Here is a 22734-nt window from a genome sequence, read left to right as displayed (position 1 = left end):
TAAAAAAGGGGCAAATTAGCCCCTTAATATTCGATCTATCTGTAGTTTTACGATTATGCGTTTACTTTTGCAAGCTCTGCACGCATCTCATCAATCACTTCTTTGTAATCTGGTTGATTGAAGATAGCTGAACCCGCAACGAACATATCTGCGCCCGCTTCTGCGATTTCACGGATGTTATCAACCTTCACGCCGCCATCAATCTCAAGGCGAATGTCACGGCCTGACTCATCAATCAGCTTACGAACAGCACGTAGTTTATCTAGCGTGTGAGGAATGAAAGATTGACCACCGAAGCCTGGGTTCACAGACATCAGTAGAATCATGTCTACTTTGTCTAGGATGTAATCTAAGCAAGAAAGCGGCGTTGCAGGGTTAAGAACCACACCCGCTTTACAGCCGTGCTCTTTGATTAGCTGTAGAGTGCGATCGATGTGCTCTGAAGCTTCAACGTGGAAGGTAATCATTGATGCGCCGGCTTTAGCAAACTCAGGCACGATGCTGTCTACTGGCTTAACCATAAGGTGAACATCGATAGGAGCCGTAATACCGTAGTCGCGCAGCGCTTTACAGATAGGCGCGCCAAAAGTCAGGTTAGGTACGTAGTGGTTGTCCATCACATCGAAGTGCACAACATCAGCACCAGCTGCGAGTACTTTTTCTACGTCTTCACCAAGACGAGCAAAATCTGCAGACAAAATCGATGGAGCGATTAGAAAATCTTTCATACCAAACCTCTTAAGAGTGAGTAAATTGCGAATATCACCGCCTTGTGACATCTCATATACAAATACAAGACTCAATTCCAAGACTATTTGGTGTGCAATTCTACCTAAGCAACTAAGCAGATCCTAGCAGTTCGAAAGATTAGTTTATGAAAGTACCCGTTGGTCACTCAATTTAATGAGTTCGAGGGTTATGTTGGCCGCTACAATTCTTCTGAAGCGTGTTGCTGGTTTTTCTCTTTATGAAAAAGTGCCAGTAACTCATCGACTTTATTGCGCCCTGCGCCATTACGGCTAATGGTGCGCTTAACCTTGACCACGTTCAGTTCTGCACCATGGTATAAACGGCGCGTTAAGGTGGTGTCATGGTTTGAGATCAAGACAGGGATGCCTCGTTCCATCGCTGCTTTTTCAGCAACATCCGCCAGTGCAGCTTGGTCATCTAAGCTAAAGCCATTACCTGCGTAAGAGGTAAAGTTTGCCGTGTTCGACAGTGGTGCGTATGGAGGATCGCAGTAAACCACACAGCCTTTGCGCGCGCGGCTAAAGGTTTCATGGTATCCCTCACAGACGAAGGTGGCTTTTTTCGCTTTCTCGGCAAAAAATTCCAGCTCAGCTTCTGGGAAGTAAGGTTTTTTATAAGAACCAAATGGAACGTTAAAACCGCCCTTCTTGTTGTAACGACATAGGCCATTGAAGCCAAATCGGTTCATATACAAGAAAGCCAATGAACGATACATGACGTTATCTGTACCATTGAACTCAGCGCGAATATCTAAGAAGGCTTCTTTACGGTTGTTCTCAGGACAGAACCAGCGCTTCGCTTCCGTGATATAAGTTTCAGGATCGGTTTTAAGCAGGTTGTACAGGTTGATAAGATCGGGATTGATATCTGCAAGCAGGTACTGTTCAAAGTCAGTATTCAGAAATACTGAGCCGGCACCGACAAACGGTTCTACCAATTTACGAGCAGGTGGCAGGTGACGTTGGATGTCTTCAACTAGGCCATATTTACCACCAGCCCATTTTAGAAAGGCACGCTGCTTTTTCATTTACTGCTCTATCTATCAACTCAAAAATAAGGCTGCGGAATGTAACATATTTTGAGGCTAAGCTCAGGGTTATTTCGCACGTTCTATCTCTCGATGCACTTGATTCATCGATTTTGCCCAAGGTTCCAACTGTTGAAGGGGTTTTGATAACGCACTTACCGCGTCTCTCGCCACTTGAATCGTTGGGTAATCTTGATAAGTGATAATAAACCACTTGGTGTCGTTGCGAAGTGTTGGGTAAATACGAACCTTGTTCTCAAGGTCATACTCTTCAATGAAAGACTGTACGTCGTCCAATGAGGTCATCGCACTCAACTGCAAAGTATAAGCTCGCGGAGAGATAGCTTGTAACTCTTCGCGAGAAAATGAGAATGTAATTTTCTTAGTCGGTGGCGTGGACTGTGTTAGGTCTGTTGCTTCATCGGCTGAAGGTTGTGACTCCACTTTGTCTGCATCTGATTGCGAACTCACCGCGGCACCTGTGTTTTCTTCAACAGCAGCATCAATCGCACTGGTATCGGCACTTTCAGGTTTATCATCAAGCAAGGCATCAACCACATCAGAGGTGATTACGACACGCTGCTGATCTTGTTCGACTTCTCCAACACTCGCGGTATCTTCAACGACAGTCGGTGGCAAAGATGAGCTGTCGTCATCAGCACCTTGATAACTCATGTCAGCTTCGGCTTCAGAATCGTCCATTCCGTCGATTCCAGCTTGCTCGGTACCACTTTCCACTTCAAAAGTTGGGATAGCTGTCTGTTCAATCGGAGCGATAAGAGATTGCGCTTTATCGTCAGGGGTTGGTTGACTGAACATCCACCAATAACCACCACCAATTAAAATCAACAGCAAGGCCACCACAATCGCGATATTGATGGGTGAACCAATAATTGAGCGAATAATAATCCTTTTTTCCACTTTCAATTCTCCTAAAGCCATTAACTCACCGGGCAGAGGTTGCGCTTTATTAAACGCACGTCGCACGCGAGTTTCAGACTCATCATCAACATATCGAATCACCAGTGATTCAAAGAAATGTTCAGCTTCTGGTTGCGAAAGGTCATCGATCTCAAGATCGATAGGTTTGTGTTGTTGACCGTAACTCAAACGCGTTAATAACGTATCTAAGTGGCCAGGTTCCGAGAAGAGAACGATATTGATCGTCCATTGAGGGTTTGATTGAGCTTCCAGTACCAACATCCATAATTCGGATACCAATAGCTCAGAAAGTCGTTGGGCATCATCAACGACGATAACCACATTACACGGTTCTCCATCCAGTAACCTTGTTAGGCTATCCGATAAAGAATCATGTTGATTAAACAGGGGATCAGAAACAATTTGGCTAAGAATGAGCGCACGGCGTTGTTGATCGTCTTGGCTTGGATGACAAAGCAGTAAACACTGATTTTTTTCTGTCGACCATGCTTCAAGATAACGCTGAGCCAACCAAGATCGGCCAGAGCCAGCTTTGCCCGCCACCGTCACAAGGTTTGAACCAAAGTTAGTCAAAAGCTGTAAGCGCTCTAGCAGCTCAACTTGAGATTCTAACTCTAATACTCTTAATTCATGAGCCAAACTCATTGGGGATCCCTACTGATAAGATCGATCAGTAAAACGCTTCAGTTGCCTAGAGTTTAGCTAGGCAACCTCACAACCAAATTTAAAGAGTACGGCAGAAATCGATCGCTTGTTTAATGATGTCTTGAGGCACATCAGCAACCACTTCAGCAGTACCAATACTTGTTGGTAATACCAAACGCAACTGACCAGACAGCACTTTTTTATCGCGCATCATGTGCTTCATAAAGTCTTCAAAAGACATGCTTTCTGGCGTATGGATTGGTAGTTTCGCATTCTTGAGTATAGAAATAATTCGCTCAAGTTGCTGCTGAGAGATCAGTCCCTGTAATTGAGCTGTTTTAGCTGCCATTACAGTGCCTGACGACACAGCTTCACCATGTAGCCAATTACCATAGCCTAGTTCTGCTTCAATCGCATGACCAAATGTATGACCTAGGTTCAATAACGCTCTGATTCCTGACTCTTTTTCATCTAGAGCCACCACTTCAGCCTTAATTGCACAACAACGAGCAATCGCGGTAATCAGTGCTTCTTCATCAAGTTGATAAAGTTTCTCTAGATTCTGCTCCAACCAATCAAAGAAGGCTTCATCGTAAATGATGCCGTATTTGATCACCTCAGCAATGCCCGCTGCAAACTCACGCTCTGGAAGCGTTGATAAACAGTTGGTATCGATGATCACAGATTTCGGTTGGTAAAAAGCGCCGATCATATTCTTACCAAGAGGATGGTTTACTGCGGTTTTACCACCAACAGAAGAGTCCACTTGAGAAAGAAGGGTCGTCGGGATTTGAATGAAATCAATACCGCGCTGGTAACAAGAGGCAGCAAAACCGACCAAGTCACCGATAACACCACCTCCTAAAGCAATCACCACCACATCGCGGCTGTAATTTCCTTCAAGCATGTAGCTCATCACTGAATTGAACGTTTCAAGGGTTTTGTACTGTTCACCGTCTGGCAGCTCGAGAAGAGATGTCTGACAGCCGACTTGATCCAATAGCGATAAAATTTTATCAGCATAAAGAGGCGCTACTGTCACATTACTGATAACAACAACTTTCTGCTTACCTGATAAAAAAGAAAGGTACGCCGGGTCTTCAAATAACCCGGCGCCAATAGAGATAGGGTAGCTACGCTCAGCTAGATTGACCGTAATCCGTTCCATGGGTTTGCTCTCCGAAAAAATGAACTTAACGTTCTTCTAGCATTTTTACGATCTGGTTGGCTACCACTTTTGCACTTTGGTCGTCAGTACGAACTGTGTAGTCCGCCACTTCTTCGTATAGTGCGTTGCGAGATACAGCTAGATCTTCTAGCACATCACGCGGGTTGTCTGTTTGAAGTAGAGGGCGTTTCTTGTCGCGGTTAGTGCGAGCAAGTTGCTTTTCAATTGTTGTCTCTAGGTATACAACAATGCCTCGTGCAGATAGACGGTTACGGTTTTCTTTGCTCAACACTGAACCACCACCTGTCGCAAGAACAATACCTTGTTCTTCTGTCAGATCATTGATTACAGATTCTTCGCGCTTACGGAAACCTTCTTCGCCCTCAACATCAAAAACCCATGCGATGTCTGCGCCAGTGCGCTCTTCGATCACAGTGTCAGAGTCTAGAAACTCCATATGAAGTTGGGAAGCTAGGTGTCTACCAATTGTACTTTTGCCGGCGCCCATTGGGCCAACAAGAAAAATATTGCGTTTCTCAGCCATGTTTTTAGCAGTAATTTACAACGTTAATTCAATGACATCGCCACAAGGTAGGTCAGTACAAGTACTGAAATTAAAAGGCCCGTGGCACCGATTCCTCACAGATAATTCGTGATAAGACCCGAAATTATCAAGGTTAGGTGCCACTAATGCAACTTTATTTTTAATCTAATTGTTCATTACTGAATCACAACTTTGGGTGTGACAAAAATAAGTAGTTCACTTTTACCCACATTTTCATAGCTGCGACGGAACAATGCGCCCAAAACTGGCAGGTCCCCCAACAGAGGAACTTTATCCACTGTACTGCTCACGCTGTGCTGAAATATCCCGCCAAGCACGACAGTTTCACCATTATTAACAAGCACTTGCGTACCTATTCTTTGCGTATCAATGGCGACCGCTTCACCGGTTCCAGTTTTTACCACTTGCCCTGGCCTATCTTGAGTCACGCTCAAATCCAATACCAAACGATTATCGGGCGTGATCTGCGGTGTCACCTTAAGACTCAACACGGCTTTCTTAAATGCAACCGACGTAGCGCCACTTGAAGATGACTCTAAGTAAGGAATTTCAGTACCTTGCTCAATATAAGCCGGCTTTTTATTGGTGGTGATTAAGCGTGGACTAGAAATGATTTCAGCTTTTGACTCTTGTTGCAGTGCCGACAGTTCAAGATCGAGTAAGGTATCTGAACCCAGTTTGGCCACCTGAAACGCAATACTCGAGGCGTTCGGCGATGTTGCCCCTAAATTGACGTTGAGATAGTCATCAATCACGCTGCTGCCGCTATCGTCGTCATACGGCGTAATCGCTGATGGGTGGTTACCTTCGATTGAGCCACCAACGGTGAAGCTTCCGTTGGTTGAGGAAACGCCCCAGCGCACGCCAAGCTCATCAAGATTACCCTCAGTAACCGTGACAATACGTGCCTCTATCTGTACCTGCTTCACGGGAATGTCTAACGATTCAATGATGCCTCGGATCACGGCAATGTTTTCTTCCAATTCACGAATGAGCAGTGAGTTGGTGCGCTCATCAATGGTAATCGAACCACGATCGGACAACATGCTGACCGCACCTTCACCTCCAATCATGTCAGCGATGTCGGTGGCTTTAGCAAAGTTAATCTTGATGATTTCCGATTTAAGCTCCCCTAACTCCTCTTCTAAGCGCGATTTCTCTAACGCTTGTTGCTCTCGAAGGTCGAGCTCCGCTTTCGGCGCGACCAAGATAACATTGCCATCAACACGCTTATCCAAGCCTTTAACTTGCAAGATAATGTCGAGAACTTGCTGCCAAGGTACGCCATCTAAGCGTAACGTCAGGTTTCCGGCTACCGAATCAGACACCACGAGATTGAAGTCGTTGTAATCGGCAATCAGTTGCAGGACATTTCGTACCGGGATATCCTGGAAGTTAATCGATATCAGCTTGCCCTCTTTCTCTAGAACGCTTTTTTCTTTGGTCGCTTCATCGAGCACCGGTTTGCTGATCACCACCTCAATAAAGCGCCCCTTTAGGTTGTATTCATACTGATAGTCATTGCTAATCGTCGCTAGAAGCCGAGTGCTTGGTGTCTCTTTATAGACTTCAATGCCTTCAACCAAGGTAGCGAAATCCTTCACATCCAGCAGGTAGAGCTTGTCATCATCAACTTGAGTATTGATTAGCTCGATACTTAACCCTTCCTGAGCTCGTTGAACATCCACCACTGCTGTGCTGGTCGCCAGCTCAATAATGATGACGGCGTCTTTATCCTTATTGACCCTAAAATCAATATTCTCCAATTTGTTCGGTAAGCTCTCGGCATGGCTGAGCACGCTAACAACCAACATCACAGACACAGCAAAACCTTGTAGAGCCTTGCTCACTAATCCACTTATTCCTTTAATCATATTTACATCTCATATCCACATCATGTGACATTGGTTTACTTCAGAGCCAGCCTAACGTTGCGCTTATGCCAACAACCTAAGCCATCTGGAAGAGTTTCATTAATCTGAACGTATTGGCTCGTCACCTTAGTAACTCGGCCATTGTTTAAGCCGATAAACTGGCCTTTCTTGACGTTTACCACGTTGCCTTTGGGTGTTTGCACTAAGCCAAACACGCTTGAGCCATTGCCCATCACGCCTCTTAAACGAAGCTTACTCAGCGGGTACTTCTCTAACTTGCCATTACGAGAACGGGCGCTGGGTTGCCAACAGTCTTTCTTAACCAAGGGTTGGTTTTGCACAATGGCTTCTTTAGGCAGTTCAAAGGGAGGACGCAAAGATCGGCGCTGATAAGTCGCCGCCGTGAATTCAGTTGCTGGGACAAGTTGCTCGACATCTTTTCTCGCCTTGGCTTCAACCTGCGCCACAAAATCTTGCAGTGAGTCTTGATTAGCTTTGCAGCCTGACAACGCAAGCATCAATACGATTGAGTAAAACGCGCTATTGGGTTTCATCATTAACCTCCGATTTAAACTGGTAGGTATAAGCTCGAACCCTAAAGTGCAGCGTGCTACTTTCTTGACTGACTCGCTGCCAATTCACATCATCAAAGCTAATAATACGCGGCAGCTTGGCGATGGCAGCAGAGAAGTCACCAATCTCGTGATAGTCACCTGTCAGCTCTATATTGAGAGGCAATCGATAGAGAAACTCCTTATTCTGCTTTTGCCCCCAATCGATTCGTGTGAAGGTAAGCGAGTTATCCAAGCCGAGCTCATTCACGGAGGCCAACATGCTCGCTAACTCCTTTTGAACGGGCAGCTGCTCTAATAGATAATCGTAGCGACTAGTTAGCTCATCCAACTGGCTCTGCAACTTAGGCAAGGCTGCAACCTTATTCGCCTTTATCCTCAAGGTCGTTTTTAAGGTCTGCTCCTGTTGCTTCATCTGTTTCAGTTCCTCGTCGAGCGGCAGCAGATACAGCCAAGTGCCAACACCTTGGATTAACACCATCAACACCAGAATCACGAGAAGCTGAGGCAACAATGGCCATTCGGTGATCTCATCAACATCGAGATCTTGCAAGCTCATCCTGTTTTGCCTACTAATCCTATTTTGAAGGTTAGCCATGATGCGCCCCCTTATCTTTTCTGCTCGCGGTTGTGTTTTCTAAAGACACAGGGCTAAACACAAAAGAGACCTTGAAGGTCTGAAACTCTTTATTGAAGCGCTTGCGGTTATGAACGATAGAGTGCATCTCGACCCCTTTCAAAGAATCTGAACGTTCGAGGTTGTCCAACATGGTGGCGAGACGAGCAGTGCTGTCGCTGATGCCCGACATTTCAATCTCCTGACCATTCATCTTTATCTTGTCGACATAGACCCCCTCTGGAATCAGCTCCGGCATCAAGTTCATGAAGTCGGTGGTCTTATTACGGCCAAGCTGCAGCGACTCAACCACATCAAGTCGAGTCAGAATGGCTTTGTGTTCTTGCTCTGCGACTTTCAGTGACTGAATTTGTCGATCAAGCTCAGCGATGTATTGATTGAGATAATTAAGGCGCGCTTGCTGCTTGGCTTGTTGGTCGTGAAAGTAGTTACCGACCGCCCATTGCCCACCAAGCGCAATGATGACGCCAAGAATGACCAGATGGATAAAACGCTTCTTGTGCTGAGCACGAATCTCATCACGCCACGGCAGCAGGTTAATTTGATGCAACATGCTTCTCTCCCTGCCACTTGAGCCCACTCATCGCCATACCCGCCGCGATACCAAAGTGTTGCCAGTCAATCGGCAGTCGGCGTCTCTTGGCGACCTTATTCTCAAATAAAGACAAAGGATTCAATGACTCGCAGCTCAACTGAAAATGGCGTTCTAGCTCTTCGGTTACCATAGGGATGCTGGCGCCCTCGCCCATCAACCAAATCCCTGAGATAGGTTGCTGCGCATTTCCCGATGAATAGAGCTGCAATTGACGCTTGAGCTTCTCAATCAGGTTAACAATGAATTGATGTGTCTCTTCCATAGTACCGAACACGCTCTCGATATCACTCGGGTCATCTGAGCTGCGAAGATCTTGAGTGCCAAAGGCGATGTCTTTATAGAAAGGCGCCGAATTCTGCGGGATAACCCCTAGCGAGGTTTGGTCGATTCCAACATCCACTAGCAACCAGTTTTTCTTATCGGGATACAGGCGCGAGGCCAATTGCCAGATATTAAGTAGCCCATGCACCTGTGTATCCACCACCACAGGTTTGAAGCCAGCCTTGGTTAATGCATCCGCTCGGCTATCCACAACTTCTTTACGAGTGGCGTATACCTGATAACTGCTTGTCGAACCTTTACCAAATCGTTTGTCTTCCAGCTTTACAAAATCTAAACTCAGCTCCTCGATAGGAAAGGGAGATTGATGGGCGAAGGTTTGATAGATAGAAAACTCTTTTTCTCTGTCTTCTAACTCACTCTCTATTTGCAGTACTTTGCTGATCACCGTGTTATCAGGTACCGAAATGGCGACGTTGCGACAGCCAAAAGGCAGTCCTTTCCTAAGTTCTTTAAGTTTCTTAACAGTTTTCTGATACTCCAAAGTATGGTTAGCTGTAAAAATGTCGTCCGAAATCGGCAGCTCTTTGTATCCCACTAGGGCATACAACTCCCCCACGGGTTTTAGTACCACGGCTTTGATGCTGTGATGATTTATATCTATACCTGTAATTAATGATGAACCCATGTGACCTAGCTCCTGAAGTGCCAAGCATTTCGTTGATTATCTAGGGGTTGTGATTATTAGTTAAATAAGCGTTAATAAACGAAAGCTAAGTTTTTAGCCTAGAGTACAAGGGTTTGCTGCTTATCAGCCTTAACTAATCAGGGATTATCCGGTGAAGTTCATAAAGCGATTATTCATATTTACATTGATTTGCATGATTCTTGGAGTCAGTACAATTTTCGGGTTTTATTTTTACGTAAAACCAGAGTTGCCTGATGTCGCCACTTTGCGCGACGTAGAACTCCAAACGCCGATGCAAGTCTTCAGTCAAGACGGTAAGCTGATCTCTCAATTTGGTGAAAAGCGTCGTAATCCAGTCACTTATGACGAGATTCCTCGCCACTTAGTTGAGGCTCTGATTGCCACCGAAGATAGCCGTTTCTATGAACACCCAGGTATTGACCCAATCGGTATCACACGTGCAGCACTCGTGGTTGCAATGTCGGGTTCAGCCAAACAAGGTGCTAGTACCATTACTCAGCAGCTTGCGCGTAACTTCTTCTTATCTAATGAGAAAAAGATTATGCGTAAGATCAAAGAGATCTTCATTGCGATCCACATTGAGCAACTTCTTAGTAAAGAAGAGATCATGGAGCTTTACGTCAACAAGATCTTCCTTGGTCACCGTTCGTATGGTTTTGGCGCGGCAGCACGTGTTTACTTCGGTAAAGATCTTCCTGATCTCACGCTGAGTGAAATTGCGACCCTTGCGGGTATGCCAAAAGCACCTTCGACAATGAACCCTATTTACTCTGTTGAGCGCGCGACTAACCGTCGTAACGTTGTATTGCGTCGTATGTTAGACGAGAAATACATCACTCAAGCAGAGTTCGATGACGCTCGTAGCGAAGAACTTATCTCGAAATACCACGGTGCAGAGATCGAACTAAGCGCACCATATGTTGCTGAAGTTGCACGTGCTTGGATGGTGGAACGCTACGGTGAAGAAGCTTATACATCAGGCATGAAGGTCTACACGACCGTTGATTCGAAACTGCAAAAAGCAGCGAACCAAGCCGCAATTAAGAACCTACTTGGCTACGATGAGCGTCACGGCTACCGTGGTGCTGAAAAAGTATTGTGGCAGACTGCGCAATCAGCGTGGGATCAAGAACAAATCGTTAAACACCTTAAGTCTCAACCAACCTACGGTGACTTAGTCCCTGCTGTTGTTACCGCGGTTGATTCGAAAAGTGCTCAAATTTGGGTTAAGAACCAAGGTGAAGGCACTATCGAATGGCAAGGCATGAACTGGGCGCGTAAATTCCTAACGGATAACCGCCAAGGACCAGCGCCTTCTCAAGCGAAAGAAATTCTGGCGGTTGGTGAACAAATCTGGGTTCGCCATGAAGCCGTTACCGGCGATGAAGTCTCTGAAGAGCCGACAGAAGAGTCAGCGACTGCAGAATCAGAAACACCGATTGTATGGCGACTAAGCCAAGTACCGAATGCGAACACAGCATTTGTTGCAATGAACCCGAACAACGGCGCGGTATTGTCGATGGTCGGTGGCTTTAACTTTGTCCACAACAAGTTCAACCGTGCAACGCAATCTATTCGTCAGGTGGGTTCTGGTATCAAACCCTTTATCTACTCAGCAGCGATTGAGAAAGGCTTAACGCTAGCCTCACTGATCAACGATGCACCGATTAACCAATGGGATAAGAGCCAAGGTACCGCATGGCGACCAAAGAACTCGCCACCGACTTACGTGGGTCCAACTCGTTTACGTATTGGCTTAGCTCAGTCTAAAAACGTAATGGCGGTACGTGTACTGCGCGAAGTAGGTCTAGATGATACTCGTAACTACCTAACTCGATTTGGCTTTGATATTGATGAAGTTCCGCGCTCTGAAACCATTGCTCTGGGTGCGGGTAGCTTAACGCCAATGAAAGTAGCTCAAGGTTACTCAGTATTCGCTAATGGCGGCTACTACGTTGAACCTTTCTACATCAGCCGCATTGAGACACCATTTGGTGAGACTGAATTTGAAGCGACACCAAAAGTGGTTTGTAAAGACGATTGCCAACAGCAAATGACCTCAGACCCAATGGCTGATGAGTTTGCAGAGCAAGATGTGGATGCCAAAGTACAATACGCACCTCAAGTTATCTCTGAACAGAACGCATTCCTTGTTCGTGAAATGATGTACAGCAACATCTGGGGTGGCGGTGATTGGAGCGCAGGTACGGGTTGGAACGGTACAGGTTGGCGTGCACAGCCGTTGAAGCGTCGTGACATTGGCGGAAAAACGGGTACCACCAACGATTCGAAAGATACTTGGTACAGCGGTTACGGCCCTGGCATGGTTGCAACGGTATGGGTTGGTTTTGATAACCACAACCGCAACCTAGGCAGAACCAAAGCGAACTCAAATCTTGGTAAGAACCAAATTACGGGTGCAGAAGCTGGCGCGAAAACAGCAGAACCTGCATGGGTTGATTTCATGGGTACGGCGTTAGCGGGTGTTCCTGCTGAGCGTAAAGAGATTCCTGAGAACATCGTCCGTGTTCGTATCGACCGTGAAACTGGCTTACTGACCAACAAGTTCGATAGCTCATCAATGTTCGAGTACTTCGAGAAAGGCACAGAGCCAACCGAGTACATCACTGAACGTTTCAATGATGACATCTACTCAACCTCATCAGGTGAAGCAGTAGAAGAACTGTTCTAACTAAGGTTTGTAGAACCTAGTAACATGAACCAACAAAAAGGGTTGATATGAATTCATATCAACCCTTTTTATATATCTATATCTGACCAGACTAGGCTCTAAATTCAAGCGCTAAGCCGTCTTCTCCAGTTGAGTTCGAATCGTCTCAGCCAGTTGCTCGAAACGTCCCTTCAATGGAGAGCCCGGACGATAAGCCACGACAATTCGACGTGAAGGTGTTGGATTCACCGCAGGTACGTAACACACACCATCTTTCTGCTTTTCCTTTGGCACCGATAACTGAGGTAGCAAGGTAATGCCCGCCCCCGCCGCGACCATGTTACGCAGCGTTTCTAAGCTGGTTGCCTTAAAGCGCTCGTCATCTTTGGCACCCGCAGCAAAACAGAAACCCAAGGCTTGGTCTCTTAAACAGTGACCGTCACCTAGCGCCAGTACGGTTTGTCCATTTAGCTGCAGCATATCGACAGTGTCTTGTTGAGCCCACTCGTGGTCACATGGAACGGCAACACTTAACGGCTCGTCATACACATCAATCTCTTTAAACACCGCCGTTTCATCAACCGCAGCCAGTACCAAGCAATCAAGCTTGCCGTCTTCCAGTTGACTCACTAACTGATGGGTCTGAGCTTCATGCAGGTAAAGCTCAAGATCTGGGAAGCTCTCTTTAAGATGAGGAACAATCTTAGGCAAGATGTAAGGACCCACGGTTGGAATAAAACCAATGTGCATTGGCCCCGTCATCGCTTCACCGTGTCCACTCGCCATATCTTTAAAAGTTTTCACTTCATTGAGAATACGCTTGGCTTGTTCAACAAGTTGTAACCCTGATTCTGTAAATATCACCTTCCTTGGACTACGCTCGGTTAACTGAAGTCCAATTTCATCTTCGAGTTTGCGTATTTGACCGCTTAGTGTCGGCTGACTGACAAAGCACGCTTCTGCCGCTTTTCGGAAGTGTTTATGCTCTGCGAGCGCCACCAAGTATTCAAAGTCACGAATGTTCATGATCAGTCTCTTACCTCAGGTTTTAATAAGAACAAGGGTTCTAATAGAAACATTTAAAAGAAAAATGCTCTTGATAGAATTTACCTATCAAAACCATAACATCAAACGATTAGAGCTATCAAAGGATTTATCTAATAATGGGCTCAACGAAACGAAACAGAGCGAAGAAAAACGTTAAGCTCTGATAGAACAAAATTAAAAATACTATTTAAGGAAATCAATATGTTTGCATCTAAAGAAGGTCAATCAATCCCTCAAGTAACATTCCCAACTCGCCAAGGTGATGCATGGGTTAACGTAACTACTGAAGAGCTATTCAAAGACAAGACAGTTATCGTATTCAGCCTACCAGGTGCGTTTACGCCAACATGTTCGTCAAGCCACCTACCTCGTTACAACGAGCTACACTCTGTATTCAAAGAAAACGGTGTTGATGACATTCTGTGTGTTTCAGTAAACGACACATTCGTAATGAACGCTTGGAAAGCAGACCAAGAAGCGGAAAACATCACATTCATCCCAGATGGTAACGGTGATTTCACAGACGGCATGGGTATGCTAGTTGAGAAAAACGACATCGGCTTCGGCAAACGTTCATGGCGTTACAGCATGCTGGTTAAAAACGGCGTGGTAGAAAAAATGTTCATCGAAGAAGACGTACCAGGCGACCCGTTCAAGGTTTCTGATGCAGATACTATGCTTAACTACCTTGCTCCTGAGCACAAAGAGCAAGAGTCAATCACAGTATTCACTAAGCCAGGCTGTCCTTTCTGTATGAAAGCAAAACAGAACCTAATCGACAAAGGTCTGAACTACGAAGAAGTGGTTCTAGGTAAAGATGCAACAACAGTAAGCCTACGTGCAATCTCTGGTCGCACTACCGTTCCTCAAGTATTCATCGGTGGCAAACACATCGGTGGTAGTGAAGAACTAGAAACTTTCCTAGGCTAATCGCTTCATCGCCGATATAGGCTTAGAAGTATCAGCTAACCCACCCTCTTGTGGGTTAGCTATTCCAAACACTCTTATCTGAGTTTTGGGAAAAAGAATATAGCTGGTGACTCGCCTGTCTTTTACTAACCTATAGTTAGCAATAAAAGCAGAGTCACAAGCTAAACCTCATAAAACAGAATCACAAAACTGACCCGCAATCCTGACTCTCAAAAAATCATCAGAGTTGGAGGGGTTCGTTCAAACCAAATTTAGCCATTGCGAGAAAATTATTATGAAACAAGTCAATGTAGATGTAGCAGTTATCGGGGGCGGTACGGCAGGTTTAGGTTCTTACCGCGCTGCAAAAGCACACACTGACAGTGTCGTGATGATTGAAGGTGGCCCTTACGGTACAACCTGTGCTCGTGTTGGTTGTATGCCATCTAAACTGCTTATTGCAGCTGCGGAAAGCGTACACCAAATCGAGAAAGCTCCGGCTTTTGGCGTTCACCCACAAGGTGATATCGTGATTAACGGCCGTGAAGTGATGGACCGAGTGAAGTTTGAGCGTGACCGTTTTGTTGGTTTTGTTTTAGAAGGCGTTGATGAAATCCCAGAGCAAGACAAGATCTCTGGCTACGCAAAGTTCTTAGATGACAACACACTACAAATTGATGACCACACGGTTGTCACCGCTAAGCGTATTGTTATCGCGACCGGTTCTCGCCCTGCATACCCTGCCGTTTGGAATGAGCTTGGCGATCGCCTGATCATTAACGACGACGTGTTCAGCTGGGATGATTTACCAGAATCGGTTGCGGTATTTGGCCCTGGTGTTATTGGTCTTGAGCTTGGTCAGTCACTGCACCGCTTAGGTGTGAAGACCAAACTGTTCGGTTTGGGTGGTCAAGTTGGCCCAGTAACTGATCCAGAGATCATGGCTTATGCAGATAAAGCTTTCAATGAAGAGTTCTATCTCGATGCCGACGTGAAAATCGAAAGCATGAAGCGCATTACCACTGAATCGGGTGAGCCACGTGTCGAAATCCAGTTCATCAATAAACAAGGTGAATTAGAAACTAACGTCGTTGAATACGTACTAGCAGCAACAGGTCGTCGCCCTAACACTGACAAGCTTGGCTTAGAGAATACCTCTCTAGAGCTTGATGAACGTGGTGTGCCAATCGCAGACCACTACACGCTACAAACATCACTACCATCAATATTTATCGCTGGTGATGCGAGTAACCAACTGCCTCTACTGCATGAAGCAGCAGACCAAGCTCGTATTGCGGGTGACAATGCAGGTCGCTTCCCAGAGATTCGTGCAGGCCTACGCCGCTCTAAAATCTCGGCAGTATTCTCTGACCCGCAAATCGCGATGGTTGGTGAAACCTACAAAGAGATCACCACACGCTTAGGCACATGTGGCTGTTTCGCAACGGGTGAAGTGTCTTTCGAAAACCAAGGTCGTTCACGAGTGATGCTTCGCAACAAAGGTATTCTGCACGTATACGGCGAGCAAGGCACAGGCCGCTTCCTTGGTGCTGAGATGATGGGACCAAACGCAGAACACTTGGCTCACTTATTAGCATGGGCACACCAGAACAAGATGACGGTTTCTGAGATGCTAGACATGCCGTTCTACCACCCAGTAATCGAAGAGGGTGTACGAACTGCCCTACGTGACCTGAATGCGAAACTGCACCTAGGCCCAGAGATGGTGAAACACTGTCTGGATTGTGGCCCGGGCTGTTAATCTCAGGTCGTTGCAAAACTAGCAGTTTGCTCTATTAACAGAGACTAGATACTAAAAAGGAAAGCCATTGGCTTTCCTTTTTGTTTTTGGCCTCGAGCAAACTATAGATTCCCGATTACGCTCCTTCGTCGCTAACGGGAATGACGCTGCTTTTAATACACAGCAAACCCGAAACCCATCAGAAGAACTCATCAGCTAAACTAAGGTCAAACTCGTCATTCCAGAACCGAGGGACGAGGTATCTGGAATCTCTTGAAGCCATTGCGTCACTAAAAGCTTTAAGCAGTTACTTCTCAGCAGCAATCACAGAGATCTCAACAAGTAGCGCTTCGCGAGCCATGTCGCCAGTCACACATGCGCGAGCTGGAGCGTGACCTGCTGGAACCCATGCATCCCAAACTGCGTTCATTTCTTGGAAGTCTTTCATGTCTTTCAAGTAAATCGTTGCTGACAGCATGTGCTCTTTGTCGCTGCCTGCTTGCTCAAGTAGCGCTTCTACTTTATCTAACATGGTTTGAGTTTGTTCAGTGATGTCTTTAGTTGCATCAGCACAAACTTGGCCACATAGGTAGATAGTACCGTTGTGTTTAACAATACGGCTCATACGTTGCTTGGTTTCTTGGCGCTCAATCATCGACTTTCTCTCTCTGTGTCACCGTGATCCAATATCTTGTGACGTGTTATTATCAGGGCAACAAGCATAACGCGAATCAAACCCAAGATGACATGCATTCATTGCAATAAAAGTGAAAAAATCCGTAACAAGCTCGGTCGCTGCCAGCGTTGCATGAATCAGCTGATGGTGTTGTCGATTTTGAGTTGGGGAGTATGGTGGCTGTTTTTCAGAGAAGACCCAAAAACCATCAATGCCATCGCGTTGATGATGGCCGCTTTCGCGTTCAGTGGCTTGCTGTCGTTGCATTGGGTCATGAAGTTTGTGGTGCTACCGTTAAAGGGCAAAAAACGTTAGCTGGAAGTCTTTATTGGATAAAGAGTAGTGATTAGAGACAGGGCTAAACAATCCGATAATTCATCATAATTTTCGAGCTATTGTCATCTCCCGAACAGCAGATAGAAAAAAGCCCCAGAACCAATCGATTCTAGGGCTTTCTTAGAAAATTCTAAGAAAAAGCAGTGGTACTTTAATAGACCGGGCTTTTCTTAGTTTGTTCCCAAAAAAGATCAGATTTTTGATCTTTTTTTTAGGAGCTATAAAATCAATGCCTTATGCAACATTAACCTTAGCAATTATCTGCTCTACCAAGTTCACTTCCAATGCCACTTCATCACACGCATGTTGACGAGGACACTGGTCACAATCTTTCAGTACCTTCTCAGGCAGCAGAGATTTCGATGTTGGTAAGAAATCATGCTTCATAAAGAACTCTGGAGTACGAGTCAGCACAAACACCTTCTTGATGGCCATTTGTCGCGCTTTCTCAACCAAGTGCTGCACAATTGCGGTACCCTGCCCTTGACCTTGCCAGCCAGCTTCGACACCCAGTGAACGGATTTCCGCTAGGCCAGAGTCATACACATAGAGTGATGCACAACCTGTCACCTCACCATGATGCTCTGCGACCGCAAACGAGCCAATATCACGCACCAGTTCATTACGAGAACGAGGTAGGTTTTCACCCATGTTCGCCCAGTAAGCGACCATACCTTCCAACGCTTCAATATCGGTCAGACGAGCAGGACGAACCTTGACGATGGACGTATCACGCTGTGATAAACGTTTCTCAGCTTGGTCAACCGCGTAAGCCACTTGCTGTGGAGATACACCGCCTAGCGCGCTACGTTTTTCAAGACACGATTCAATGGTCAGGATGTCATACACATCTTCCTCAATCACCTCAGAGAACTCTTTCATCTCTGCGATGGTTAATTCTTCTAATGCACAGCCTTTAGCAATCGCCGCCACTACCGTCACACCAACAATATGGTGAGCTTCACGGAAAGGAATCCCTTTCGCTACTAGGTAATCAGCCAATTCAGTTGAGTTCGCGTAGCCTTGTTTCGCGGCTTCAAGTGTACGTTCGCCGTTCACTTTAATGCCGTCAAAACAGAGTGCTGCCATTTCCATACAATCATTCCAAGTATCTAAAGCGTCGAACAGACCTTCTTTATCTTCTTGCATGTCTTTGTTGTACGCCAAAGGCAGAGCTTTTACTGTCATCATCATTGCCGCTAATGAACCGTAAACACGGCCAGTTTTGCCACGGATAAGCTCTAGCGCATCTGGGTTTTTCTTTTGTGGCATCAGAGATGAACCTGACGTCACGGTATCCGCTAACTCGATGAAGTTTGATTCACCTGAGTTGTAGAAAATCATATCTTCTGCAAGACGCGAAAGGTGAAGCATAGAGATAGAAGCAATCGACATTAGCTCCATCACATGGTCGCGGTCAGAAACTGAATCTAGAGAGTTGCGCGTTGCACGACGGAAACCTAAGTTGTGAGCTAACTCTTCACGGTCCATCGGGTAAGCTGTTCCAGCAAGGGCACCAGAACCCAGCGGACATGTGTCTAGACGCTTAATCGCATCATTCAAACGTGAATAATCACGCTCAAGCATTTCAACGTAAGCCAAGCACCAGTGAGCAAAAGTTACCGGCTGAGCACGTTGTAAGTGAGTGTAGCCAGGAAGCACGGTTTCTTGATGCTGAGAAGCAACGTTCACCATTTGGCTTTGTAGGCGATCCAATGCCAGTAGCAGTTGGTTACCTTGCTGACGACACCATAGTTTCAGGTCTGTCGCCACTTGGTCGTTACGAGAACGGCCAGTGTGAAGTTTTTTGCCCAAGTCACCGACTTTGCCGATAAGTTGCTGCTCAACCCAGCTGTGAATATCTTCTGCATCAGAACGTAGAATCTGTTCAGGATCTTCCATCACCTCAAGTTTTAGCTCATTCAGCGCTAACTCAAGCTTCTGTTGCTCTTCTTCTGTTAATACGTTGACCGACAGTAGAGCTTTAGACCAGGCAATTGAGCCCACAATGTCTTGCTCAGCCAATCGGTAATCAAAACGAAGAGAATCGTTAAAATCTTTGAACCGGGTGTCTGCTGCTTGGGTAAATCTACCGCCCCATAATGCCATTGTGTATCTCCTAATTGCACAGTGCTCACTGTTTTTGCAAATGATAATTCTGATTAAGATTCAGTATTTTTCTGATGGTTTAAACTTACGGCAATTCAAAATGAAAATAAAGTATTAATTCATTATTTTCACATATTTATTCACCAACAGTTCAATCCATTGATTATTTTTAGCGTGGAGCGCGAATTATATGCCATCCGATAGGAAAAACCGAAGCTGATTTATTAGGCAAATAGAAAGTAAAAAGCCCACTCACTAATCAATAGTGAATGGGCTTTGCATAATAATGTCTGTTTACTAACCTTCAATCTTTCATCAAAGGCTAGCTCACTAACTCATTGTTAAGATTACTTTTGGCTATTCAAAGCACGGATACGGCTTGATAGCGAGTAAAGGCGGATGAAGCCTTCAGCATGGCTTTGGTCGTAAACTTCATCTTCACCAAAGGTTGCAAACTCTTCTGAGTACAGGCTGTTGTCAGAACGCTTCTGAGTCACCGTTGCATGGCCTTTGTAAAGCTTGATAACCACTTCACCATTCACGTCTTGTGCTAGCTCTTCTGTCGCGGCAAGGATTGACTTACATAGTGGAGTGAACCAACGACCATCGTATACAAGGTGAGAAGCCTTAACACCGAGCTCTTCACGGAATTCGAATGCCGCTTTATCAAGAACCAGTTGCTCTACTGCACGCAGTGCTTCCATCATGATTGTGCCACCCGGAGTTTCGTAACAACCACGAGACTTCATGCCAACAAGACGGTTCTCTACGATATCGATACGACCAACACCGTGCTTAGCACCTTTCTCGTTTAGGTAAACCAGTGCGTTGTATGGCGTCATTGTTTCGCCATCAACCGCAACCACTTCGCCTTTTTCAACTTTAAGCGTCACTGTTTCAGATTCGTTTGGCGCTTGCTCAGGGTCTACAGTCCAAGCCCAGCAATCTTCGTTAGGTGCATTCCATGTGTTTTCTAGAACGCCGCCTTCTGTTGAGATGTGCCATGCGTTTGCATCACGCGAGTAAATCTTAGTAAGAGAAGCCGTACAAGGGATGTTACGCTCAGCCAGGTAATCTAGACACTCTTCACGACTCACTAGATCCCATTCACGCCATGGTGCAATTACGTGTAGATCAGGTGCTAGTGCAGCAAATGCGCCTTCAAAACGAACTTGGTCATTACCTTTACCAGTACAGCCGTGACACAGTGCGTCTGCACCTACTTTACGTGCGACTTCAACCTGTGCTTTCGCGATGATTGGACGCGCCATCGACGTACCTAGTAGGTATTTACCTTCGTAGTAAGCGCCCGTTTTCAGCGTTGGGTAGATGTAGTCAGCAACCATCTCTTCTTTAAGGTCTGCGATGTAACACTCAGATGCACCAGAAGCTTTTGCTTTCTCTTCGATGCCAATCAACTCTTCGTCGCCTTGACCAACATCCGCAACAAACGCAACCACTTCACAGTCATAGTTCTCTTTCAACCATGGAATGATTACTGATGTGTCTAGACCGCCAGAGTAGGCTACTACAACTTTCTTTACGTTAACTTTGCTCATTTTCTTTCTCCTAGTTTCCATACTGCACATGGCGGTCAGCGTTGGAAATGACTTCATAATTATATGTTTATTTAATTTGTCTAAATTCTTTAAGTAGTGACTCGTTGTGAGACCTACTGAGGTAAAAACTGTGTTCCTATGCTTTTACCTGAAAACAGTTGTGTTAGCTTTTCTGGGTATCGCCAAGTGGCAACTTCGATTGGTCGTCCAAGGTCGTTAGCGGCTTCTAGTGCAGCTTGAACCTTAACGATCATGCCGTCGGTAATCACTTTGCCGGCAATAAGGTCATCGGCTTGCTGTTGATTAAGACTTGGAATGAGGTGGCCTTTGCCATCCAACACACCACTTACATCAGAAAGCAGTACCAGTTCAGCATCAAGTGCGCCCGCAACGGCAACCGCAGCTTGGTCGGCATTGACGTTCATCAGTTGACCTTGCTCAGTAAGACCAATTGAGCTAATGATTGGCAGTGCGCCCGCATTAAGAATCGCTTGCAGAACGGTTGAGTCGCCCGGCTCCGCTTTTCCTACCGCGCCCAGTTCAGGGTTCAGTTCGCTCACTTTGCATAAACCACCGTCTGCTAGGCTTAAACCAACGGCATTGATATCGTCTTTAATTGCCTGACCTTGAAGTAGTTTGTTGGCCGTGCCCGCTAGTGCACCAGCGATCACAGGGATCTGATCATAAGGAGTAACACGTAGCCCTTCTTTCTTAACGGTTTCTAGATTCAACTTATTCATCAAATCATCAACAAGGTAACCGCCACCGTGAACAATCACGATTGGTCGTTGTGCCTGTTGTTGGTAAGCAGAGATAGCACCAAATAACTTGCTAAGTGTTTCACCACAAGATAGCGCTGCGCCACCTAACTTTATGATTAATGGTTGATTATTAAGGCTCATATCTAGATTTCCTTACACTAACGCAGTTAATGGCGCAAAACCATAACGTAAATTTAAACACTGCATCGCTTGGCTAGATGCACCCTTTAATAAGTTATCAATCGCTGAAACAACGATGATGTGTTGACCTTGAACCTTCCAACCTAAGTCGCAGAAAGGTGTCTGTTCTACATCTTGAATTCTTGGCAGTGTCTCTTCGAGTAGTCTCACTGCTGGTTTACCTTGGTAAGCTTGTTCAAAGGCATCTTGTATCTGTTGTTCTGTCACGCCTTCAGCCAGTTTCATGGTGATGGTCGCTAAAATACCGCGCTTAAAGTTGCCGAGGTGTGGAGTGAAAATCACATCACATCCTAAATGTGCAGCCATTTCAGGTTGATGACGGTGATTGAAGACGCCATAAGCTTGCAGGCTTACTTCGCAGAAGCTGTTAACCATCGTCGCCTTGCGGCCTGCACCAGTCACACCGCTAGTCGCGTTAATCACTGGCCATTGGGTTTCATCCAGTAACTTGGCCTCAACCAAAGGTTTAATCGCCAGTTGTGATGCCGTTGGGTAACAACCCGCGACAGCGACAAGCTGAGCTTCTTTAATTTCTTGTTCGTTCCATTCCGCTAAACCGTAAGCCGCTTTGTCTAGCCATTGTTCGTGTTGATGTTCAAAACCGTAAAACTCTTGATAGAAGTTTTCGCCTTTAACTCTGAATGCTCCCGATAGGTCGAAGACTTGGCAATCGTTCTCTAGAAAGATTGGCGCTAGGTCGTGACTAACCTCGTGTGCCGTTGCTAAGAAAATCACATCAGACTGTTTAGCTACTTCTTCCGGATTTGTTAAAGGTTGTACTGGCATATCAATCAAACCAGCTAACTTACCGTGCAGTGCCGCAATAGGTTTACCTGCGTCTACACTATTGGCTGAGACATATAAACCTGATAGCGTGAGCTCAGGGTGTCTGTTTATCATTAGAGCCAGTTCTGCTCCTGTGTAGCCGCTTGCGCCAATGATCGTGGTTTTCAACATCTCA

21 protein-coding genes are annotated in these 22734 nt (G+C 45.8%); 5 read left to right on the top strand and 16 right to left on the bottom strand.

The window, feature by feature from the left end; all coding sequences use genetic code 11:
* Positions 1-53: 53 nt before the first annotated feature.
* The 10 genes from rpe to pilM all read right to left on the bottom strand — a co-directional run bounded on the left by rpe (position 54) and on the right by pilM (position 9742).
* Positions 54-728, bottom strand: a complete 675-nt coding sequence (gene rpe, locus AB4167_RS18440; RefSeq protein WP_010435263.1) for a ribulose-phosphate 3-epimerase — start codon at positions 726-728, stop codon at positions 54-56.
* Positions 729-928: 200 nt separating this feature from the next.
* Entirely contained in the window at positions 929-1777 is an 849-nt protein-coding gene (locus tag AB4167_RS18435) for a Dam family site-specific DNA-(adenine-N6)-methyltransferase (RefSeq protein WP_017061122.1), read from the bottom strand.
* Positions 1778-1846: 69 nt separating this feature from the next.
* Positions 1847-3364 (bottom strand): AAA family ATPase, encoded by a 1518-nt coding sequence (locus AB4167_RS18430; RefSeq protein WP_372136887.1) that lies wholly within the window; start codon positions 3362-3364, stop codon positions 1847-1849.
* A gap of 79 nt (positions 3365-3443) precedes the next feature.
* Positions 3444-4532 (bottom strand): 3-dehydroquinate synthase, encoded by a 1089-nt coding sequence (aroB, locus tag AB4167_RS18425; protein ID WP_017061124.1) that lies wholly within the window; start codon positions 4530-4532, stop codon positions 3444-3446.
* 25 nt (positions 4533-4557) lie between these two features.
* A complete protein-coding gene (aroK, locus tag AB4167_RS18420; RefSeq protein WP_017061125.1) occupies positions 4558-5076 on the bottom strand; it encodes a shikimate kinase AroK in 519 nt (172 codons plus the stop codon).
* Positions 5077-5252: 176 nt separating this feature from the next.
* Entirely contained in the window at positions 5253-6971 is a 1719-nt protein-coding gene (locus AB4167_RS18415; RefSeq protein ID WP_032545762.1) for a type IV pilus secretin PilQ, read from the bottom strand.
* A 35-nt stretch (positions 6972-7006) separates the two neighbouring features.
* Entirely contained in the window at positions 7007-7525 is a 519-nt protein-coding gene (locus tag AB4167_RS18410) for a pilus assembly protein PilP (RefSeq protein WP_017061127.1), read from the bottom strand.
* The gene (locus tag AB4167_RS18405) at positions 7512-8141 is read right to left on the bottom strand and encodes a type 4a pilus biogenesis protein PilO (RefSeq protein ID WP_017061128.1); all 630 of its coding nucleotides are present in this window, start codon (positions 8139-8141) and stop codon (positions 7512-7514) included. The genes AB4167_RS18410 and AB4167_RS18405 overlap by 14 nt, the downstream gene beginning before the upstream one ends.
* On the bottom strand, positions 8134-8733 hold the full coding sequence (locus AB4167_RS18400) for a PilN domain-containing protein (RefSeq protein ID WP_137001067.1): 600 nt from the start codon (positions 8731-8733) through the stop codon (positions 8134-8136). The genes AB4167_RS18405 and AB4167_RS18400 overlap by 8 nt, the downstream gene beginning before the upstream one ends.
* Positions 8717-9742 carry a type IV pilus assembly protein PilM gene (gene pilM / locus AB4167_RS18395; RefSeq protein ID WP_372136886.1) on the bottom strand — a complete coding sequence of 342 codons (1026 nt, stop codon included), beginning with the start codon at positions 9740-9742 and terminating at the stop codon, positions 8717-8719. The genes AB4167_RS18400 and pilM overlap by 17 nt, the downstream gene beginning before the upstream one ends.
* Positions 9743-9893: 151 nt before the next feature.
* Between pilM and AB4167_RS18390 the strand changes: the two genes are divergently transcribed.
* Positions 9894-12455 (top strand): penicillin-binding protein 1A, encoded by a 2562-nt coding sequence (locus AB4167_RS18390; RefSeq protein ID WP_032546261.1) that lies wholly within the window; start codon positions 9894-9896, stop codon positions 12453-12455.
* Positions 12456-12566: 111 nt separating this feature from the next.
* Here AB4167_RS18390 and oxyR read toward each other — a convergent pair whose 3' ends face one another.
* Complete coding sequence (oxyR, locus tag AB4167_RS18385) at positions 12567-13460, bottom strand: DNA-binding transcriptional regulator OxyR (RefSeq protein ID WP_017061132.1); 894 nt, start codon at positions 13458-13460, stop codon at positions 12567-12569.
* Between oxyR and AB4167_RS18380 the strand changes: the two genes are divergently transcribed.
* The 3 genes from AB4167_RS18380 (at position 13459) to AB4167_RS18370 (ending at position 16152) form a co-directional block, all read left to right on the top strand.
* Entirely contained in the window at positions 13459-13638 is a 180-nt protein-coding gene (locus tag AB4167_RS18380; RefSeq protein ID WP_017096544.1) for a hypothetical protein, read from the top strand. The genes oxyR and AB4167_RS18380 overlap by 2 nt on opposite strands.
* A 44-nt stretch (positions 13639-13682) precedes the next feature.
* The gene (locus AB4167_RS18375) at positions 13683-14411 is read left to right on the top strand and encodes a glutathione peroxidase (protein ID WP_017061133.1); all 729 of its coding nucleotides are present in this window, start codon (positions 13683-13685) and stop codon (positions 14409-14411) included.
* 274 nt (positions 14412-14685) lie between these two features.
* Positions 14686-16152 (top strand): dihydrolipoyl dehydrogenase, encoded by a 1467-nt coding sequence (locus tag AB4167_RS18370; RefSeq protein WP_017061134.1) that lies wholly within the window; start codon positions 14686-14688, stop codon positions 16150-16152.
* Between the two features lie 286 nt (positions 16153-16438).
* Here the strand turns inward: AB4167_RS18370 and AB4167_RS18365 are convergent, their stop codons facing one another.
* Positions 16439-16786, bottom strand: coding sequence for a RidA family protein (locus AB4167_RS18365; RefSeq protein ID WP_372136885.1), 348 nt, complete (start codon positions 16784-16786; stop codon positions 16439-16441).
* Positions 16787-16873: 87 nt separating this feature from the next.
* Between AB4167_RS18365 and AB4167_RS18360 the strand changes: the two genes are divergently transcribed.
* Complete coding sequence (locus AB4167_RS18360) at positions 16874-17122, top strand: DUF3624 domain-containing protein (RefSeq protein WP_029235423.1); 249 nt, start codon at positions 16874-16876, stop codon at positions 17120-17122.
* Between the two features lie 255 nt (positions 17123-17377).
* Here the strand turns inward: AB4167_RS18360 and argH are convergent, their stop codons facing one another.
* The 4 genes from argH to argC form a co-directional block, all read right to left on the bottom strand.
* Positions 17378-19252, bottom strand: coding sequence for an argininosuccinate lyase (gene argH / locus AB4167_RS18355; protein WP_017061136.1), 1875 nt, complete (start codon positions 19250-19252; stop codon positions 17378-17380).
* Positions 19253-19599: 347 nt separating this feature from the next.
* The gene (locus AB4167_RS18350; protein ID WP_017061137.1) at positions 19600-20811 is read right to left on the bottom strand and encodes an argininosuccinate synthase; all 1212 of its coding nucleotides are present in this window, start codon (positions 20809-20811) and stop codon (positions 19600-19602) included.
* Positions 20812-20924: 113 nt separating this feature from the next.
* Positions 20925-21713, bottom strand: coding sequence for an acetylglutamate kinase (gene argB, locus AB4167_RS18345; RefSeq protein ID WP_372136884.1), 789 nt, complete (start codon positions 21711-21713; stop codon positions 20925-20927).
* A 12-nt stretch (positions 21714-21725) separates the two neighbouring features.
* Entirely contained in the window at positions 21726-22730 is a 1005-nt protein-coding gene (argC, locus tag AB4167_RS18340; protein ID WP_372111368.1) for an N-acetyl-gamma-glutamyl-phosphate reductase, read from the bottom strand.
* Positions 22731-22734 lie beyond the last annotated feature (4 nt).

Source organism: Vibrio sp. 10N.286.49.E11, assembly GCF_041469505.1.
GTDB lineage: Bacteria > Pseudomonadota > Gammaproteobacteria > Enterobacterales > Vibrionaceae > Vibrio > Vibrio crassostreae_C.
This window is presented reverse-complemented; position numbering and strand designations above follow the sequence as displayed.

Excerpts from the sequence above, each read along its gene's own strand:
- rpe (WP_010435263.1), bottom strand. The coding sequence starts at position 728 with ATGAAAGATTTTCTAATCGCTCCATCGATTTTGTCTGCAGATTTTGCT.
- AB4167_RS18435 (WP_017061122.1), bottom strand. The coding sequence starts at position 1,777 with ATGAAAAAGCAGCGTGCCTTTCTAAAATGGGCTGGTGGTAAATATGGC.
- AB4167_RS18430 (WP_372136887.1), bottom strand. The coding sequence starts at position 3,364 with ATGAGTTTGGCTCATGAATTAAGAGTATTAGAGTTAGAATCTCAAGTT.
- aroB (WP_017061124.1), bottom strand. The coding sequence starts at position 4,532 with ATGGAACGGATTACGGTCAATCTAGCTGAGCGTAGCTACCCTATCTCT.
- aroK (WP_017061125.1), bottom strand. The coding sequence starts at position 5,076 with ATGGCTGAGAAACGCAATATTTTTCTTGTTGGCCCAATGGGCGCCGGC.
- AB4167_RS18415 (WP_032545762.1), bottom strand. The coding sequence starts at position 6,971 with ATGATTAAAGGAATAAGTGGATTAGTGAGCAAGGCTCTACAAGGTTTT.
- AB4167_RS18410 (WP_017061127.1), bottom strand. The coding sequence starts at position 7,525 with ATGAAACCCAATAGCGCGTTTTACTCAATCGTATTGATGCTTGCGTTG.
- AB4167_RS18405 (WP_017061128.1), bottom strand. The coding sequence starts at position 8,141 with ATGGCTAACCTTCAAAATAGGATTAGTAGGCAAAACAGGATGAGCTTG.
- AB4167_RS18400 (WP_137001067.1), bottom strand. The coding sequence starts at position 8,733 with ATGTTGCATCAAATTAACCTGCTGCCGTGGCGTGATGAGATTCGTGCT.
- pilM (WP_372136886.1), bottom strand. The coding sequence starts at position 9,742 with ATGGGTTCATCATTAATTACAGGTATAGATATAAATCATCACAGCATC.
- AB4167_RS18380 (WP_017096544.1), top strand. The coding sequence starts at position 13,459 with ATGATCAGTCTCTTACCTCAGGTTTTAATAAGAACAAGGGTTCTAATA.
- oxyR (WP_017061132.1), bottom strand. The coding sequence starts at position 13,460 with ATGAACATTCGTGACTTTGAATACTTGGTGGCGCTCGCAGAGCATAAA.
- AB4167_RS18375 (WP_017061133.1), top strand. The coding sequence starts at position 13,683 with ATGTTTGCATCTAAAGAAGGTCAATCAATCCCTCAAGTAACATTCCCA.
- AB4167_RS18370 (WP_017061134.1), top strand. The coding sequence starts at position 14,686 with ATGAAACAAGTCAATGTAGATGTAGCAGTTATCGGGGGCGGTACGGCA.
- AB4167_RS18365 (WP_372136885.1), bottom strand. The coding sequence starts at position 16,786 with ATGATTGAGCGCCAAGAAACCAAGCAACGTATGAGCCGTATTGTTAAA.
- AB4167_RS18360 (WP_029235423.1), top strand. The coding sequence starts at position 16,874 with ATGACATGCATTCATTGCAATAAAAGTGAAAAAATCCGTAACAAGCTC.
- argH (WP_017061136.1), bottom strand. The coding sequence starts at position 19,252 with ATGGCATTATGGGGCGGTAGATTTACCCAAGCAGCAGACACCCGGTTC.
- AB4167_RS18350 (WP_017061137.1), bottom strand. The coding sequence starts at position 20,811 with ATGAGCAAAGTTAACGTAAAGAAAGTTGTAGTAGCCTACTCTGGCGGT.
- argB (WP_372136884.1), bottom strand. The coding sequence starts at position 21,713 with ATGAGCCTTAATAATCAACCATTAATCATAAAGTTAGGTGGCGCAGCG.
- argC (WP_372111368.1), bottom strand. The coding sequence starts at position 22,730 with ATGTTGAAAACCACGATCATTGGCGCAAGCGGCTACACAGGAGCAGAA.